Origin of the sequence: Nocardia panacis, assembly GCF_003598715.1 — a bacterium.
GTDB classification, from domain to species: Bacteria; Actinomycetota; Actinomycetes; order Mycobacteriales; family Mycobacteriaceae; genus Nocardia; species Nocardia panacis.
Genome location: NZ_QZFU01000016.1, coordinates 548,472 through 562,688, shown reverse-complemented (window position 1 = coordinate 562,688; position 14,217 = coordinate 548,472). Strand labels below are relative to the sequence as shown.

15 protein-coding genes are annotated in these 14,217 nt (G+C 66.9%); 8 read left to right on the top strand and 7 right to left on the bottom strand.

All coding sequences use genetic code 11. From position 1 onward, the window contains the following. Position 1: 1 nt before the first annotated feature. The 3 genes from pyrE to D5S18_RS10810 all read left to right on the top strand — a co-directional run bounded on the left by pyrE (position 2) and on the right by D5S18_RS10810 (position 2,440). The gene (pyrE, locus tag D5S18_RS10820) at positions 2–577 is read left to right on the top strand and encodes an orotate phosphoribosyltransferase (RefSeq protein ID WP_120039665.1); all 576 of its coding nucleotides are present in this window, start codon (positions 2–4) and stop codon (positions 575–577) included. Positions 578–654: 77 nt separating this feature from the next. Further along, positions 655–1,719, top strand: coding sequence for a beta-ketoacyl-ACP synthase 3 (locus tag D5S18_RS10815; RefSeq protein ID WP_120039664.1), 1,065 nt, complete (start codon positions 655–657; stop codon positions 1,717–1,719). After that, positions 1,712–2,440, top strand: a complete 729-nt coding sequence (locus D5S18_RS10810) for a lysoplasmalogenase (RefSeq protein ID WP_439651102.1) — start codon at positions 1,712–1,714, stop codon at positions 2,438–2,440. Before D5S18_RS10815 ends, D5S18_RS10810 begins: the two co-directional genes overlap by 8 nt. Here D5S18_RS10810 and D5S18_RS10805 read toward each other — a convergent pair. From D5S18_RS10805 to D5S18_RS10795, 3 genes are read right to left on the bottom strand one after another with little or no spacing between them, the layout of a single operon-like run. Continuing rightward, complete coding sequence (locus D5S18_RS10805; protein WP_120039662.1) at positions 2,424–2,870, bottom strand: hypothetical protein; 447 nt, start codon at positions 2,868–2,870, stop codon at positions 2,424–2,426. The genes D5S18_RS10810 and D5S18_RS10805 overlap by 17 nt on opposite strands. A gap of 45 nt (positions 2,871–2,915) precedes the next feature. Then, the gene (locus tag D5S18_RS10800) at positions 2,916–3,566 is read right to left on the bottom strand and encodes a LuxR C-terminal-related transcriptional regulator (protein ID WP_120039661.1); all 651 of its coding nucleotides are present in this window, start codon (positions 3,564–3,566) and stop codon (positions 2,916–2,918) included. Next, a complete protein-coding gene (locus tag D5S18_RS10795) occupies positions 3,563–4,918 on the bottom strand; it encodes a sensor histidine kinase (protein WP_239003656.1) in 1,356 nt (451 codons plus the stop codon). The genes D5S18_RS10800 and D5S18_RS10795 overlap by 4 nt, the downstream gene beginning before the upstream one ends. A 148-nt stretch (positions 4,919–5,066) precedes the next feature. Here D5S18_RS10795 and D5S18_RS10790 point away from each other — a divergent pair, with 148 nt between their 5' ends. Beyond that, entirely contained in the window at positions 5,067–5,768 is a 702-nt protein-coding gene (locus tag D5S18_RS10790) for a TrmH family RNA methyltransferase (RefSeq protein ID WP_239003655.1), read from the top strand. Between the two features lie 541 nt (positions 5,769–6,309). Beyond that, complete coding sequence (locus D5S18_RS10785) at positions 6,310–7,398, top strand: glycoside hydrolase family 76 protein (protein WP_120040555.1); 1,089 nt, start codon at positions 6,310–6,312, stop codon at positions 7,396–7,398. A 28-nt stretch (positions 7,399–7,426) separates the two neighbouring features. Here D5S18_RS10785 and D5S18_RS10780 read toward each other — a convergent pair whose 3' ends face one another. Beyond that, positions 7,427–8,110, bottom strand: a complete 684-nt coding sequence (locus D5S18_RS10780) for a DedA family protein (RefSeq protein ID WP_239003654.1) — start codon at positions 8,108–8,110, stop codon at positions 7,427–7,429. Between the two features lie 14 nt (positions 8,111–8,124). After that, positions 8,125–8,772 carry a DedA family protein gene (locus D5S18_RS10775; protein WP_120040553.1) on the bottom strand — a complete coding sequence of 216 codons (648 nt, stop codon included), beginning with the start codon at positions 8,770–8,772 and terminating at the stop codon, positions 8,125–8,127. Positions 8,773–8,963: 191 nt separating this feature from the next. Here D5S18_RS10775 and fbaA point away from each other — a divergent pair, with 191 nt between their 5' ends. Next, on the top strand, positions 8,964–9,998 hold the full coding sequence (gene fbaA, locus D5S18_RS10770; RefSeq protein ID WP_120039658.1) for a class II fructose-bisphosphate aldolase: 1,035 nt from the start codon (positions 8,964–8,966) through the stop codon (positions 9,996–9,998). A 27-nt stretch (positions 9,999–10,025) separates the two neighbouring features. Further along, positions 10,026–11,147: a BTAD domain-containing putative transcriptional regulator gene (locus tag D5S18_RS10765; RefSeq protein ID WP_120039657.1), complete on the top strand. Its 1,122-nt coding sequence runs from the start codon at positions 10,026–10,028 to the stop codon at positions 11,145–11,147. Between the two features lie 6 nt (positions 11,148–11,153). Here D5S18_RS10765 and D5S18_RS10760 read toward each other — a convergent pair whose 3' ends face one another. Next, a complete protein-coding gene (locus D5S18_RS10760) occupies positions 11,154–11,459 on the bottom strand; it encodes an excalibur calcium-binding domain-containing protein (RefSeq protein WP_158607851.1) in 306 nt (101 codons plus the stop codon). Between the two features lie 144 nt (positions 11,460–11,603). On the opposite strand from D5S18_RS10760, the gene D5S18_RS10755 reads away from it, so the two are divergent. Beyond that, the gene (locus D5S18_RS10755; protein ID WP_120039655.1) at positions 11,604–13,064 is read left to right on the top strand and encodes a DUF4185 domain-containing protein; all 1,461 of its coding nucleotides are present in this window, start codon (positions 11,604–11,606) and stop codon (positions 13,062–13,064) included. Between the two features lie 24 nt (positions 13,065–13,088). Here D5S18_RS10755 and D5S18_RS10750 read toward each other — a convergent pair whose 3' ends face one another. Continuing rightward, the gene (locus D5S18_RS10750) at positions 13,089–14,132 is read right to left on the bottom strand and encodes a fused (3R)-hydroxyacyl-ACP dehydratase subunits HadA/HadB (protein ID WP_239003653.1); all 1,044 of its coding nucleotides are present in this window, start codon (positions 14,130–14,132) and stop codon (positions 13,089–13,091) included. Between the last annotated feature and the right edge of the window lie 85 nt (positions 14,133–14,217).

Genomic DNA, 14,217 nt, shown 5'->3' with positions numbered 1-14,217 from the left:
CATGATCGATCAGGCAACAGACCGGCGTACCGACGCGGGCACCGCCGCGGACCGGGAAAGATTGGCCGCGTTGGTGCGCGAGCTGGCAGTGGTGCACGGCAAGGTCACGCTCTCCTCCGGGAAAGAGGCCGACTACTACGTCGATCTGCGTCGCGCCACCCTGCACCACAGTGCCGCGCCGCTGATCGGCAAGCTGCTGCGCGAACTGGTGGCGGACTGGGATTTCGACGCCGTCGGCGGTCTGACGATGGGCGCGGATCCGGTGGCGCTGGCCGTGATGCACGCACCGGGTCGCCCGATCGACGCCTTCGTGGTGCGCAAGGTTGCCAAGTCGCACGGTATGCAGCGTCAGATCGAGGGGCCGGATATCGTCGGCAAGCGGGTGCTGGTGGTGGAGGACACGACGACCACCGGCAATTCGCCGCTCACCGCGGTGCGGGCGCTGCGCGAGGCGGGAGCGACCGTGGTCGGGGTGGCCACCGTGGTGGATCGCGAGACCGGCGCCGACCAGGTCATCGCCGCCGAGGGTTTGGAATACCGCTCGATTCTCGGACTGCGGGATCTGGCCCTGAGCTGACGGCGGTCCCCGGTCCGCGTTGGGCTAGCCTGGACGCTGGTCAATCGTTCATTCCGTGAAGGGTCGAGTGTCACACCGTGGTGAGCCTTGCAATCAACAAGAGCCGGCAGAACGTCGCGATGCTGGGCATCGGCGCCTATCGCCCCCGGCGCGTGGTCAGCAATGCCGAGGTCTGCGAGATGCTCGATTCGACACCGGAGTGGATCTTCGAGCGCACCGGTATTCGCAATCGCCGCTGGATCAGCGGGGACGAGACGCTGCGCAGCATCGCGGCGGCGGCGGGCGAGCGGGCACTGGTCAATAGCGGTGTGGATCGGTCGCGGATCGGCGCGCTGATCTTCGCCACCTCCAGTTGGTTGACCCTGACCCCGCACGGCGCGCCCCAGGTCGCCTTCGACCTGGGCATGAACGGTATTCCGGCCTTCGATCTGACCTCCGGCTGCGGTGGTTTCGGTTACGGCCTCGGTGTGGCGGCGGATCTGATTCGCGCGGGTTCGGCGGAGTATGTGCTGATCATCGGCGCGGAGACGATGACGGTCGGCCTGGATCCGACCGATCGGGGCACCGCGATGATCTTCGGCGACGGTGCGGGCGCGGTGGTCGTCGGCCCGAGCGAGGACAATGGCATCTCGCCGACGGTGTGGGGCAGCGACGGCGAGCATGCCGCCGCCATCGCCCAGGATGTCGACTTCCTGGAGTACATGCGCAGGGCGCAGGCCATGCAGGGCAGCGATCCGGCGCTGGACCCGATCGGTCGGATGTCGCTGCGGATGGAGGGGCCGAAGGTATTCCGTTGGGCCGCCGTCACTTTGCCGCGCGCGCTGTCCACCGCGCTGGAGGTGTCGGGGGTGGCCAAGGAGGATATCGAGGTCTTCGTCCCGCATCAGGCCAATGCCCGCATCAACGAGTTGATGAAGAAGAATCTGGGCCTGGCCGAGGATATCCCGATGGCCAACGATATCGAGAACACCGGCAATACCTCGGCCGCCTCGATTCCGCTGGCCATGGAGGAGATGCTGGTCACGGGTAAGGCCAAGGGCGGTCAGTTGGCGCTGCTGCTGGGCTTCGGGGCCGGATTGAGCTACGCGGGCCAGGTCGTCACCCTGCCGCCCGCGCCGAGGGAGCCGAGCTTCGGTGTCTGAGCGGCGGGTGCGGCCTTTCCGCATCGGCTACGTCGCCGCCGCGGCGGTGACCGTCTACGGTGCGGTCACCAGTCGGGAGCGCTTGCAGTGGTTGGCCAAACCGCTGCTCATGCCTTTGCTCGCGGTGGATCTGGCCACCTCCGGCGCGCACGTCTCCCAGCCCGATCGCGCCCTGCTGATCGGCTCGCTCGGTGCGGCGGCCGTCGGTGACGTCTTGCTGATCGATCCCGATGATGATCGTCGATTGATCGGTGGCGCTTCGTTTTTCGCGCTGATGCAGCTCGGTTACGCGGCGCTGTGGCGGCGGCGCGGCGCTCGGGCGCGCGCCGAGATCGCGCTGCCGCGCGCGGCGGCGTGGCTGGGTGCGGCGGGTCTGTTGCGGTCGCGCGCGCCGCGATTGGCGGTGCCGCTGGCCGTGTATGGCGCAACCCTGGGGACGGCGGCCGTGCTCGCCTCCGACCCCGATCTAGCGCCCGAGGCGAAAACTGTTGCGGGCCTCAATATTCCGGGATCGGACCCGCGCAGCAGGCTCGGTCTGGGCGCGCTGCTGTTCACGGTGTCGGACGGCTTGATCGTGCTGCGCCGATTGTTCGCGCGTGGGGACCGGACGCGTCGGGTGACCGAAGGCGTCATCCTCATCACCTACGCCGCCGCCCAATATCTGCTGATCGATGCGCGAGTGCACGCGAGCCGGCCCGACGCCGTCACAGGCAGACAATGATCCGGTCCCGATTCTCGGGATCGACCCGGATGGAGATGGTCCCACCCACCGTCAGCCGCGAACTGTCCGCCGGGGTGACATCGAAAACGATGGTGCCCCGGTAACTTTCCGAACCGGGCACGGTGAGTTCCAGATCGAATTCGGTGAGTGTGGTGTGATGGTCGGTGCGTTCGATCGGGTGCGCGCCCTCGATGGTGGCCCACCCCTCCAATCCGTCGCGCCAGAGCTTGCGATCGGCCTTCGACGGTCGCGCGGCCAGCAGCATGCCCAGCCCGAGCGCGGAGCCGAACAGGCCGACCAGTGCGAAAATCTGATACGGAACGGTATCGGGCGGGGTGTAGCGCACCAGCCAACCCAGCCAGCACGCGAGGATGATCAGGTACCCGGCGCTGACGGCGAGCACGGTGCGGAGTATGCGCGAGTGGTCCACATCGACCTCCCAGACCTCCAGGATAAACCCGCCCGTCGGCCCGGATCATCCCTTCAAACGCAGTACCGCCAGTACCCGCCGATGCTGTGATTCCGACGGCGGCAGATCGAGTTTGGTGAAGATATTGCCGATGTGTTTCTCCACCGCCCGCTCGGTGACGGTGAGCGCCGCCGCGATGGCGCTGTTGGACAGTCCCTGCGCCATCAACTCCAGCACCTCGCGTTCGCGCGGGGTCAGGCGCGCCAGCGAATCCTGCTGGCGGGACGCTCCCATCAATTGGCTGACCACCTCCGGGTCCAGTGCGGTGCCGCCGGTGGCGACCCGCATCAGCGCGTCGACGAATTCGCGGACATCGGCGACCCGATCCTTGAGCAGATAGCCGACTCCGCCCGCGCCGTTGGCGAGAAGTTCGGTGGCGTAACGGGTTTCGATCCACTGCGAGAAGACCAGCACACCGGTGCGCGGATATTTGCGCCGCAGTTCGATCGCGGCCAGCAACCCCTCGTCGGTGAAGGTGGGCGGCATCCGCACATCCACCACTGCGACATCCGGATTGTGCTGTGCGACAACGTCATCGAGACCGCTCGCCGCCCCGACCGCGGCCACCACCCGGTGGCCGTGGTCGGCGAGCAGCGCGGCCAGTCCGTCGCGCAGGATGGCGCTGTCCTCCGCGATGACCACCCGCAGCGCGCTCATCGCGGGTCGTTCACGGGCAGCACCAGCGTCACCACGGTGGGTCCGCCGGTCGGGCTGTGCACGGTGAGTGTGCCGTCGACGGCGCTCGCGCGCGTCGCCAGGCCCGCGAGTCCGCTGCCCCCGGTGGAGTGTCCCGGTGGCAGCACGCCGCCGATTCCGTTGTCGCGCACCGTCACCGTGATCGCGCCGCGATTGTCGGACAGCACCGAGACCCACGCCCGTTCGGCGTGCGCGTGCTTGACCACATTGGTGAGCAGTTCGGCGACCGCGAAGTAGGCGATGGCCTCCACGGCGGGGCCGGGCCGCTGAAGCAGGTTCACCCGCAGCTCGACCGGGATCGAGGAGCGCGCCGCGAGCGTCTCCAATGCCGGTCCCAACCCCAAATCCAGTGCGGGGGGATGAATTCCGCGCACCAGATCGCGCAGCTCGGTGAGCGCCTCCTTGGCCGAGGCGCGGGCGTCGGAGATCAGCGCGCCCGTGTCGGCTCCCGTCGCCGCTCGCTCCTCGGCGCGGCCCAGTGTCATCGCGATCGTCACCAGACGATTCTGCGTGCCGTCGTGCAGATCGCGCTCAACCCTGGCCAGGGTGGCCGTCGCGTCGTCCACTGCGGCCTGCCTGCTCTCCCGCAACCGGGTCACCCGCTGGTCGCCTTCGGTCGGGCCGAGCAGCAGCACGGTCAGCAGTCGATGCAGCAGGCACAGCGCGCGCGCCACCCACGGCACCGCGAACAGTCCGAGCACGCCGAGGACGCAGAACACCAGCACGCTGAGCCAGTTGTCGGCGTAGAAGGCGTTGAACTGGATGAGCGAGCGGCGCCCCGCATTGTCGATGGAGGGGAAGAACTGCCAGATGATCGGCGAGATCGCCAGCATGACCGCGACGAAGGCGCCGACGAACAGGGACCAGCCGCCGACGATGCCGACTATCACCTGGAGAAACAGGAACAGCAGTGCGCGCCAACTCGGGATATCGGCGAACGCGTCTCGCAGGAAGCCGAACAGGCCGGGGCGCGGGGCGAACGGTCGTGGTTCGGCGACCGGTGTGTCGAGCAGGCGGCGGCTGAGTTCGCGATAGACCTTGGCCCAGTATCGGCCCGCGAGCAGCAGCACGGCGGGTAGCGGGATCCCGACGATGGTCAACGCGGCGAGCAGCCCGCCGCTGCCCGCGATCCAGCCCCAGCCCGCGGCCAGGCCGCCGAGTACGAAAGCCGCTATGAGATAGGTGATTTCCTTCCAGGTGCGCGCGGTGAACGGTGCGCGCAGAACAGCGTTCGCGATGGTGCGGACCCGAGCGCCGGATTCCACGGCGGGGGTGTCCGAGGCGCCGGTGGGTGCCAGGTGGGTCTCGGTCATATCGTTCATAGTGGTCGCCGCGCCTGTTCGATTCGATTGTGGTGTCCGCCCCATTCATGGTGGTGCCAGCCACACCATGCCCACATCCGGTAGCTTCGGGCGGGCCGGGTGCGCGATAGCCCCCGAGACAGGGCTTAGCATCGACCGAGTGATCTCCGCACCGCCCGACGAAACCGCCGACTCGCTCTCGGAAGACGATGCGGCGGGTCCGACCGAATGGGGTGAACATCCGCACGGGGTCGGTCCGTGGGAAGCGGAATACGGGGCCCCGCCGCCGGCAGATCCCCGCCTCGATCCGGAATTGCTCGCGGGCGGGGATCGGCGCAATGTGGTCGATGCCTACCGATATTGGCGCAGGGACGCGATCGTCGCCGATATCGACCGGCGCAGGCACCCCTTCCATGTGGCCATCGAGAATTTCGGACACGACGCCAATATCGGCACCGTGGTGCGCACCGCCAATGCCTTCGCCGCGGCGGCGGTGCACATCGTCGGCCGCCGCCGCTGGAATCGGCGCGGGGCCATGGTCACCGACCGCTACCAGCACATACATCACCATTCGGGCATCGCGGAATTACTGGAGTTCGCCGCGGCCGAGGATCTGATCGTGGTCGCGGTGGACAATGTGCCGGGGGCGATACCGCTGGAGACCGCTCGGCTGCCGCGCCGCTGCCTGCTGCTATTCGGCCAGGAGGGACCAGGGGTCACCGAACATGCGAAAGATGCTGCGGCCATGACGGTTTCGATCGCGCAATTCGGATCGACGCGCAGTATCAACGCCGGTGTCGCCGCCGGAATAGCCATGCACGCCTGGATCCGACAGCATGCCGATCTGTCCGCCGCATGGTGAGCGGGCGCACAGCCGCCGACGAGAAAGCCTCGGCCGAGTAACAAATCGGGCACGAAACATCGTGGAAAACTGGCACCATTGACCCATGACCTCGCGCAGCGGCCCGAAACGACAGAAACGGGCCGGTGCCGCGTCCGATATTCCAGCCGCGGCGTCCAATCGGCCGGGGGCAGCGTCGGATCGATCAGGGGCGGCGACCGCTACTCCAGGGGTGGCTTCCGATCGGAGAGAGGCAGTATCCGATATGTCAGGGGCGGCGTCCGATCGGCCGGAATCGGCACCCGATAGGCACGAGGCAGGCGCCGATACGCCTACGGCAGCGTCCGATCGGCGGGAGGCAGCGTCCGATCGGCGAGGAGGAGCGTCCGATCGGCTCGGGACGGCATCCGATTTGTCGGGGGGCGCATCCAAGCCGGAGGCGGTCTCCGATCGGCGAAGGTCGGTGCCCAACCGTCCGGGTGCACTGCCGGATCAGTCGAGTTCGGCGCGGGCGCGCGGCTGGACCGAACCGACGACGCAGGTGTGGTCCGAACGCGCCGATATGGCGGAGTCGGCCATTGCCTCCCGACATCTGCGCGCCCTGTGGGCCTGTCCCGGAACGGAATTGGGTGTGGTCGGCTGGCCCGCCACCAAGCGCGAGCGCGGCTTCGCGCACTGGCACTACTGGTGGCAGGCGCATCTGATCGACTGCGCGGTCGACGCCGCCAACCGGCAACCCACTCCGGCGCGCCGCAAACGTCTTCGCGCGCTGACCCGTTCGCATCGCCTGCGCAATCTCACCGGCTGGACCAACCGCTACTACGACGATATGGCCTGGCTGGCGATCGCTCTGGAACGCGCGGTGCGCACCCAGCGCATCACCGAGGCGCGCGGCGCGCTGGTCGCCTTGGAGAAGCCGCTCTACGAGGGTTGGGCTCCCGAACGCGGCGGCGGGCTGCCGTGGCGGGTCGGCTCGGATTTCTTCAATACCCCTGCCAACGGACCTGCGGGGATCGCGCTGGCTCGGCTCGGTCATCACGCCAGAGCCCAGGAGATGGCCGATTGGCTCGACGGCACGCTGCGCGATCCGCGCACGGGGCTCATCTTCGACGGCATCCACCTGCCCTCGGGCGAGATGGAGCGCGCGATCTTCAGCTACTGCCAGGGCGTGGTGCTCGGCTTGGAGACGGAGGTCGCCATGCATACCGGAGAGGCGCGCCACCTCGAACGGGTGCATCGGCTGCTGACGGTCGTCGAGGGGCAGCTCACCACCAATGGCGTCGTCGATGGCGGCGGCGGTGGCGACGGGGGCTTGTTCAACGGGATTCTGGTGCGCAACCTGGCGCAGGTAGCGCTGATGTTGCCGGGCGCCGACCGCGAGCAGCGGGCCGACCGCCGCAAAGCCGCGGCGATCGTGCGCGCCTCGGCCAAGGCCGCGTGGGCCAACCGGCTCCAGGTGGAGGGCGAGCCGCTGTTCGGGCACAACTGGCAGAAATCGGCCACCCTGCCCGGTGGCAGCGCGGGCGCGGGGCGATTCACCGAGGGCGGATCGGTGTCCGCCTCGCGGGTCCCGGAACGGGATCTGTCCGTTCAGCTTTCGGGGTGGCTGCTGATGGAGTCGGCCTATCTGGTCAGCGCCGCCGGGCTGTGAATTTCCGACGCCCGCCGGGCTGTGTGTGCTACTTTTCGCCGTCGCAGGCGGCGGTGGTCTCGAGGTCGAACTCCTCGGCCGGTTTGCGCATCTCCTGGCGGTAATGCCGAATGCCGAGGACGGTCCCGATGACCAATCCGGCGATGAGCGTGCCGATCACCACCGGCATCAACCACCGCACCTTCTCCAGGAAGCCGCCCGCGTAGTAGCCGATGAGCAGCAGCACCGGCGCCCAGATGATCGCCCCGATGGTGCTGGCGATGGTGAAGCGGCGATGGTCCATCCCGGCCGCGCCCGCCACCGTCGGGCACAGCGTGCGCACCCATGGGATCCAGCGTGCCACCAGCACCGCGAGGAATCCGTGCCGATGCAGCAACTCCGCGACCTTGCGCAGATTCCGGGTGTTGAAATACCGGCCGTTCTTGCGTGCCACGATGTGGTGTCCGGTGCGCTGCCCGATGACATAGCCGACCTGGTTGCCCGCGATGGCGGCCAGCATGGTGCCGACCGACAGCGCCCACACCTGGCTTTGATGGGCCCCGTTGGAGGCCAGGACGATGCCCGCCGTGATGAGCATGGAGTCGCCGGGCAGGAACAGCCCGAGAATGACCGCGCACTCCAGGAAGACGAAGGTCAGCACCACCGTCCACACCAGGACGGGACCCGCGGAGACCAGCGGATCGAAACTGCCTACGGCCAAAGACGACTGCACTACCGACACCGGGCTCAGCGCGTGTGTTCGTTCGGGGTGGTCAGTTCACCGTCCCTCGGGGCGGCCTTGTCCCGGTTGAGCAGCTTCTTGGCGACGGCGACGATGCCGGGCAGGATCGAGATCAGCACGATCAGGATGAAGATGGCCTCGATGTTCTTGGCGATGAAGTGCACATTGCCGAGGAAATAGCCCAGGACGGTGACGCCGCCGCCCCACAGGATCGCGCCGACGATGTCGAAGGCGACGAATTTGCGGTAGTCCATCTTCGACACCCCGGCCAGCACCGGCATGAAGGTGCGCACGATGGGGACGAAGCGGGCCAGGATGATGGTCTTCGGCCCGTGTTTTTCGAAGAAGGCGTGCGTCTCGACAATGTAGTGCTTCTTGAAGAAGCGGGTGTCCTCCTTGCGGAAGATGGCCGGGCCTATCGCCCTGCCGATCCAGTATCCGGACTGGTCGCCGAGGAAGGCCGTGACGATGACGGCGGGCAGCAGCACCCAGATCGACACCGGATGCGGTGTCTGCGCGGACAGCAGTCCGCCGGTGAACAGCAGCGAGTCGCCCGGCAGCAGCGGGAACAACAGGCCGGTCTCGATGAAGACGATCACCAGGATCGCGGGAAGAACGGCGCTCTTCAGCGAACTCTCGGTGAGCAGGTACATCGGATCCAGCAACTGGGGCAGGGCAAGGTTGCTCGTCACCGCATCGGTAGCAGCCAGCGCAATCACCCGGCCCAGGGTACCTGTATCCGATTTGGCTCGCGTGCCGCACTGTGGTGTTCGCCTCTTGGGGCGCTGGCCTACGCTATGAGCTGACGGAATTGTCTCTTGACGCACACACGGAGGTCTTCACAGTGCCCATCGCGACTCCGGAGGTTTACGCCGAGATGCTCGGTCGGGCCAAGGCGAATGCCTTCGCTTTCCCGGCCATCAACTGCACGTCGTCGGAGACGATCAATGCCGCTATCAAGGGCTTCGCGGATGCGGGCAGCGACGGCATCATCCAGTTCTCCACGGGTGGTTCGGAATTCGGTTCCGGCCAGGGTGTGAAGGATATGGTGGTCGGCGCGGTGGCGCTGGCCGAGTTCGCGCACGTGGTGGCGGCCCGCTACGACGTGACCATCGCCCTGCACACCGATCACTGCCCCAAGGACAGGCTCGATGGCTTCGTCCGGCCCCTCATCGCGCTGTCGCAGGAGCGGGTCAACGCGGGCGGTCTGCCCCTGTTCCAGTCGCACATGTGGGACGGTTCGGCCATCCCGATCGACGAGAATCTGGAAATCGCCAAGGAGTTGTTGAAGGCCACCTCGGCGGCCAACATCATCCTCGAGGTCGAGATCGGCGTGGTCGGCGGCGAGGAGGACGGCGTCGAGGCCGAGATCAACGACAAGCTCTACACCTCCCCGCGCGACTTCGAGAAGACCATCGACGCCCTCGGCGCGGGCGAGAACGGAAAGTACCTGCTGGCAGCCACTTTCGGCAATGTGCACGGTGTGTACAAGCCGGGCAATGTGGTGCTGCGTCCCGAGGTGCTGGCCGAGGGGCAGCGCGTCGCGGCGGCCAAACTCGGTCTGGCGCAGGGTAGTGCGCCGTTCGACTTCGTCTTCCACGGCGGCTCCGGCTCGCTGAAGTCCGAGATCGAGGATTCGCTGCGCTTCGGCGTGGTGAAGATGAACGTCGACACCGACACCCAGTACGCGTTCACCCGTCCGATCGCGGGGCACATGTTCGCCAACTACGACGGTGTGCTGAAGATCGACGGCGAGGTCGGCAACAAGAAGACCTACGACCCGCGCACCTACCTGAAGAAGGCCGAGTCCTCGATGGCGGCGCGTGTCGTTGAGGCGTGCAATGATCTGAAGTCCGCGGGACGGTCGATCAGCGCCTGACCCGAAAACCCAAGGGGCTGAGAGCCCATGAGTTTGGATGTGCGCGTGCTCGGGCCCGTGCGCCTGTTCATCGGCGGTGAGCCGGTGGCGTTCGGCGGACCCAAGCCGCGGGCTCTGCTCGCCGCGCTCACCGTCAATCGGCGACGCGCGGTGAGCTCGGCCGCCCTCGCCGATATGGTGTGGAGCGAGGACCCACCCGACGCCTACAACTCGAGCCTGCAGGTGTTCGTCTCGAATATCCGCAAGGCGCTGCGCAATTCGGGTGTGGAGGATGCGGCGTCGGTGCTGCGCACCGAATCCTCGGGCTACCGGCTGGAAATCAGCGAGAACGAATGCGATCTCGGCCGATTCGAGGCCGCCCGTGAGGCCGGGGCCAGAGCCGCCGAGGTCGGGGATCATGCGGCGGCAGGCCAATTGTTCGGTGCCGCGCTGCGCGAATGGTCGGGCCGCGCCCTGTCGGACCTGGCCGGACTGCAATTCGCCGACGGCTTCGCCACCGCCATGGACGAGGAGCGGCTGCTGGCCACCTCGGCCCGCATCGACGCCGAAATCGCCTGTGGGCGCGCGTCTTCGGTCATCGGCGAACTCGTCGCCATGACCACGGAGAACCCGCTGCGCGAACCGTTCTGGGTGCAGTTGATCACCGCGCTGTATCTGTCCGGTCGCCAAGCCGACGCGCTGGAGGCCTGCCGTCGGGTGCGCACGGTGCTGGCCGAGGAATTGGGGATCGATCCCAGTCCGGCCCTCATCGATCTGGAGCAGAAGGTGTTGCGCCAGGAGCCGCTGTCCACCCTGGAGATGAAGCGCGCCGAGCGCATGGCCGCCGCCATGACCGAGACGGTCACCGAGATGCCGCGCGCGGTCCGCAGCGGACAATTGCGTATGCCCGACGGGCGCATTGTGCGAATCGCCAGGGGCGGCTTACGTATCGGCCGCATGACGGATAACGACCTGGTCCTCGACGACCCGAAGGCCAGCCGCTATCACGCGCACATCATGCCGAGCCGAGCCGGTTTGCTCATCAAGGACCTGCATTCGGCCAATGGCGTGTTCATCAACGATCTGCCGATCGACAACGGCGCCCTGCTCGCCGATGGCGATTCGATTCGCATCGGCGGGACCGTGCTGGTGTTCCAGGCGATCTCGTAGTTCGGTTCAGTAGCCGCCGCAGTCGACGCCGGTATTGTCCGGATCCAGCGCCGGGTTGTACTGCGGGTCGCCGCGGTAGAGCGGGCCGCGATGGTAGATGCGCACCTGGCTGCAATCGGTGAAATAGCGTGGGGCATTGGAATTTTCGCCGGACTTCTCGCGCTTGGGGTGCGGGTCGACATCCGCCGAGCGGCCGGGTTCGTCGGTGGAGATGACCGTCGCGGTGGGAAGTGCCATGGCGGTCGGGGCGAGCGCACCCGTCAATGCCAGGGTCGCGGCACACAGCGCCGGGAGTATTCGCAGAACCTTCACCACACCATCGTGCGCCCTGTAGGGAGATTTGTCCGTCCGGGTCGCGTCACGCGGCAATCTCGCGCGTCGCGCCTCCTGAATCATTTCCAGCCGGTATGGTCACTCGCTGGTTCGTGAACTGCCCACGGAATCGAGGGGTTTCCCATGGCTAGGCGACTCGTTGCCGCGTGCGGCGCGGTGGTGCTGGGGGTCGGCGCGTTGGTCGGCGGACCCGCCTCCGCCGATCCGGTCGGTGGGCCGGTGCGTCCGGTGGGCGTCGGCCCGTGCGCGAGCGATCCGGTGCCGACCCATGAATCGCTGGTGCCCAAGAAGGTCGAGGTGCCCGTTCCGTATCCGGCCGTCACCGTCGTGCCGCCGCGTTCCGAGGAGCCCACGCCCGTCCGCACCCGGATGGAGTTGCCGCCCGATCCCTGCACCAACCCGTGCCCGGATCTGACCGATCTGCCCGCTCCGCCGCCGAGTCTGGCCCAGCAGCTCGGGATCCCCGAAATCCTGTTGAATCCCAAACCCTTCTATTTCGCGCTGCCCGGTCCGGCGCCCGATCCGGGAAATGTCGCACCGCCGCCCCCGCCCGTGCAACCCCCTATCGAGGCAGCGGCGCAGGCGCCGATCCGGCCCGCGCCGCGCATCGGCGCGGTCCGCGAGGTCGCCAAGGTGACCGGCGCGAACTCGGTGAACCGCACCGACAAGCGCTGGCAGGTCCAGGGCACCGATCTCGGCATCATGTGGGAGAGCGCGCCGGGTGAGATCGCCGTGGCCTTCGGCGACACCATCGGCCGCGAATTCCATCCGCCCGGCGGTATGGGAACCGATTGGCGCAGCAATGTTCTCGGCTTCAGCACCGATCGCGACCTCGGCCACGGCATGGTGCTCGACCGCATGGTCACCGACGGCCGCTGTCACGCCGCCGAAGTGCTCTCCAGCCGCAAACTCGACAATGTGGAGATCACCACCATCCCCACCTCCGGCTTCGCGATCGGCGAGCGACAGTACCTGAGCTACATGTCGATTCGCACCTGGACCAGCCTGCCCGGCACCTTCTACACCAACTACGGCGGTATCGCGTACTCCGACGATCACGGCCAGACCTGGACCAAAGACCCCTACGCGCGCTGGGACAATATCTTCGGGCTGGCGAATTTCCAAGTGAGCGCGATGGTTCCGCAAGGCGACTACGTCTACCTGTTCGGTACGCCCAATACTCGCCTCGGGCAGGTCGGTTTGGCGCGCGTGCCGAAGGACCAACTGCTCAATACCACCGCCTACCAGTACTGGCGGGAGGGAAACTGGACCCCGGTCGGTGGTTTCGCGGCGGCGAGTTCGATCGTCGACGGGACCGTCGGCGAACTGTCGGTGCGCTTCGACGCCGCCAGGAAGATCTGGCAGATGAGCTATTTGGATACCGTGCGCACGGCCATCGTGGTGCGCGAAGCGCAGACGCCGCAGGGGCTGTGGTCCGATCCGACCCCGACCGTGCGGGTCGCGGACTATCCGGAACTGTACGGCGGATTCATCCATCCGTGGTCCACCGGATCGGACCTGTACTTCACCATCTCGACGTGGAGTGACTACAACGTCTACTTGATGCACGCCGCGGTCCTGTGAGCAGAACCGGTTAGGTGAGCGACCCTATGTCAGACGGACTTCGGCGACCGCGCGACCGAAGATCTTGCGCCCCTCCGAGGTTCCGTTCAGCACGACGGTCGCCGTGCGCCGGACCGGATCCAACGACTTGATCCTGCCGGTGAATTCGATGACGCTCGCCTTGTCCTTGGTCACCGCGACGAAACTCGACAGCCGCACACTGAACTTCTCGATCGCCGTCGGATCGCCCAGCCAGGAGGTCAGGTAGTCCCCGGCCAAGCCCATCGACAGCATGCCGTGCCCGACCACCGTCGGCAGTCCGACCAAACGCGCCGCCGCCTCGCTGTAGTGAATCGGATTCGGATCGCCGGACACGCCGGAGTAGTTGGCCAGGTCACCGCGGGTCACCTGCGCTGTTGCCGCCGGAAGTTCCTGTCCGACAACGAGATCGCCGAAGCGGGGCAGGGTATGCACCGGAGCCGCCGCCGAGTCGACCACCAAATCCATGGTGGTGTCACCGAATTCGCGGAGTACCTCCGAATCAGGCTGTCCCGCTGGCTTATTCGGCGGAGTGTGCATCATGATGCTCGAGACCAATTCGGTGAGATCCGGGTCGATCTCCGCACCGCGTCTGGCCACGATCGTGGTCTGACCGATCAGGGCGACCTCGTCGCGCTGATTGGTCAGCACCGACTTCACGGTGATGAAGTCATTGTCGCCGTACTGGCGAATGGATTCGATAATGATGTCGGTGGTGATGCGATCACCGGCCACCAGCGGGCGGAAGGTCTCGAAAACCTGGTCCGTCTGCAGAATCTGGGACAAATCGTATTCGGTGAGCACCGTATCCAGCAGCGCCCTGGTGGTGGTCAGACCGATTACCGAGGCGAAAGTGGGCGGAGCGATCAGGCTGGGGTAGCCCAGCGTGCGAGCCTGCTCCTCGCTGTGATGCGCGCCGTGGTAGCTCTGGACCGCGCGAGCGAATTCGCGCACCTTCTCCCGGCCCACCTCGTAATGATCGAGAACCCGAAAACGTCGTCCCGCCAGCGTCGCAGTCCGTACCAACCGCTCGGATTCCGGCTCTGCCACAATCGTATCCCTGCCCATGATCCGAGCCATGCTACTGGCCAACCGGTCTGTTGACCAGGTAGGTGTGATCCGCATGACCGGATAG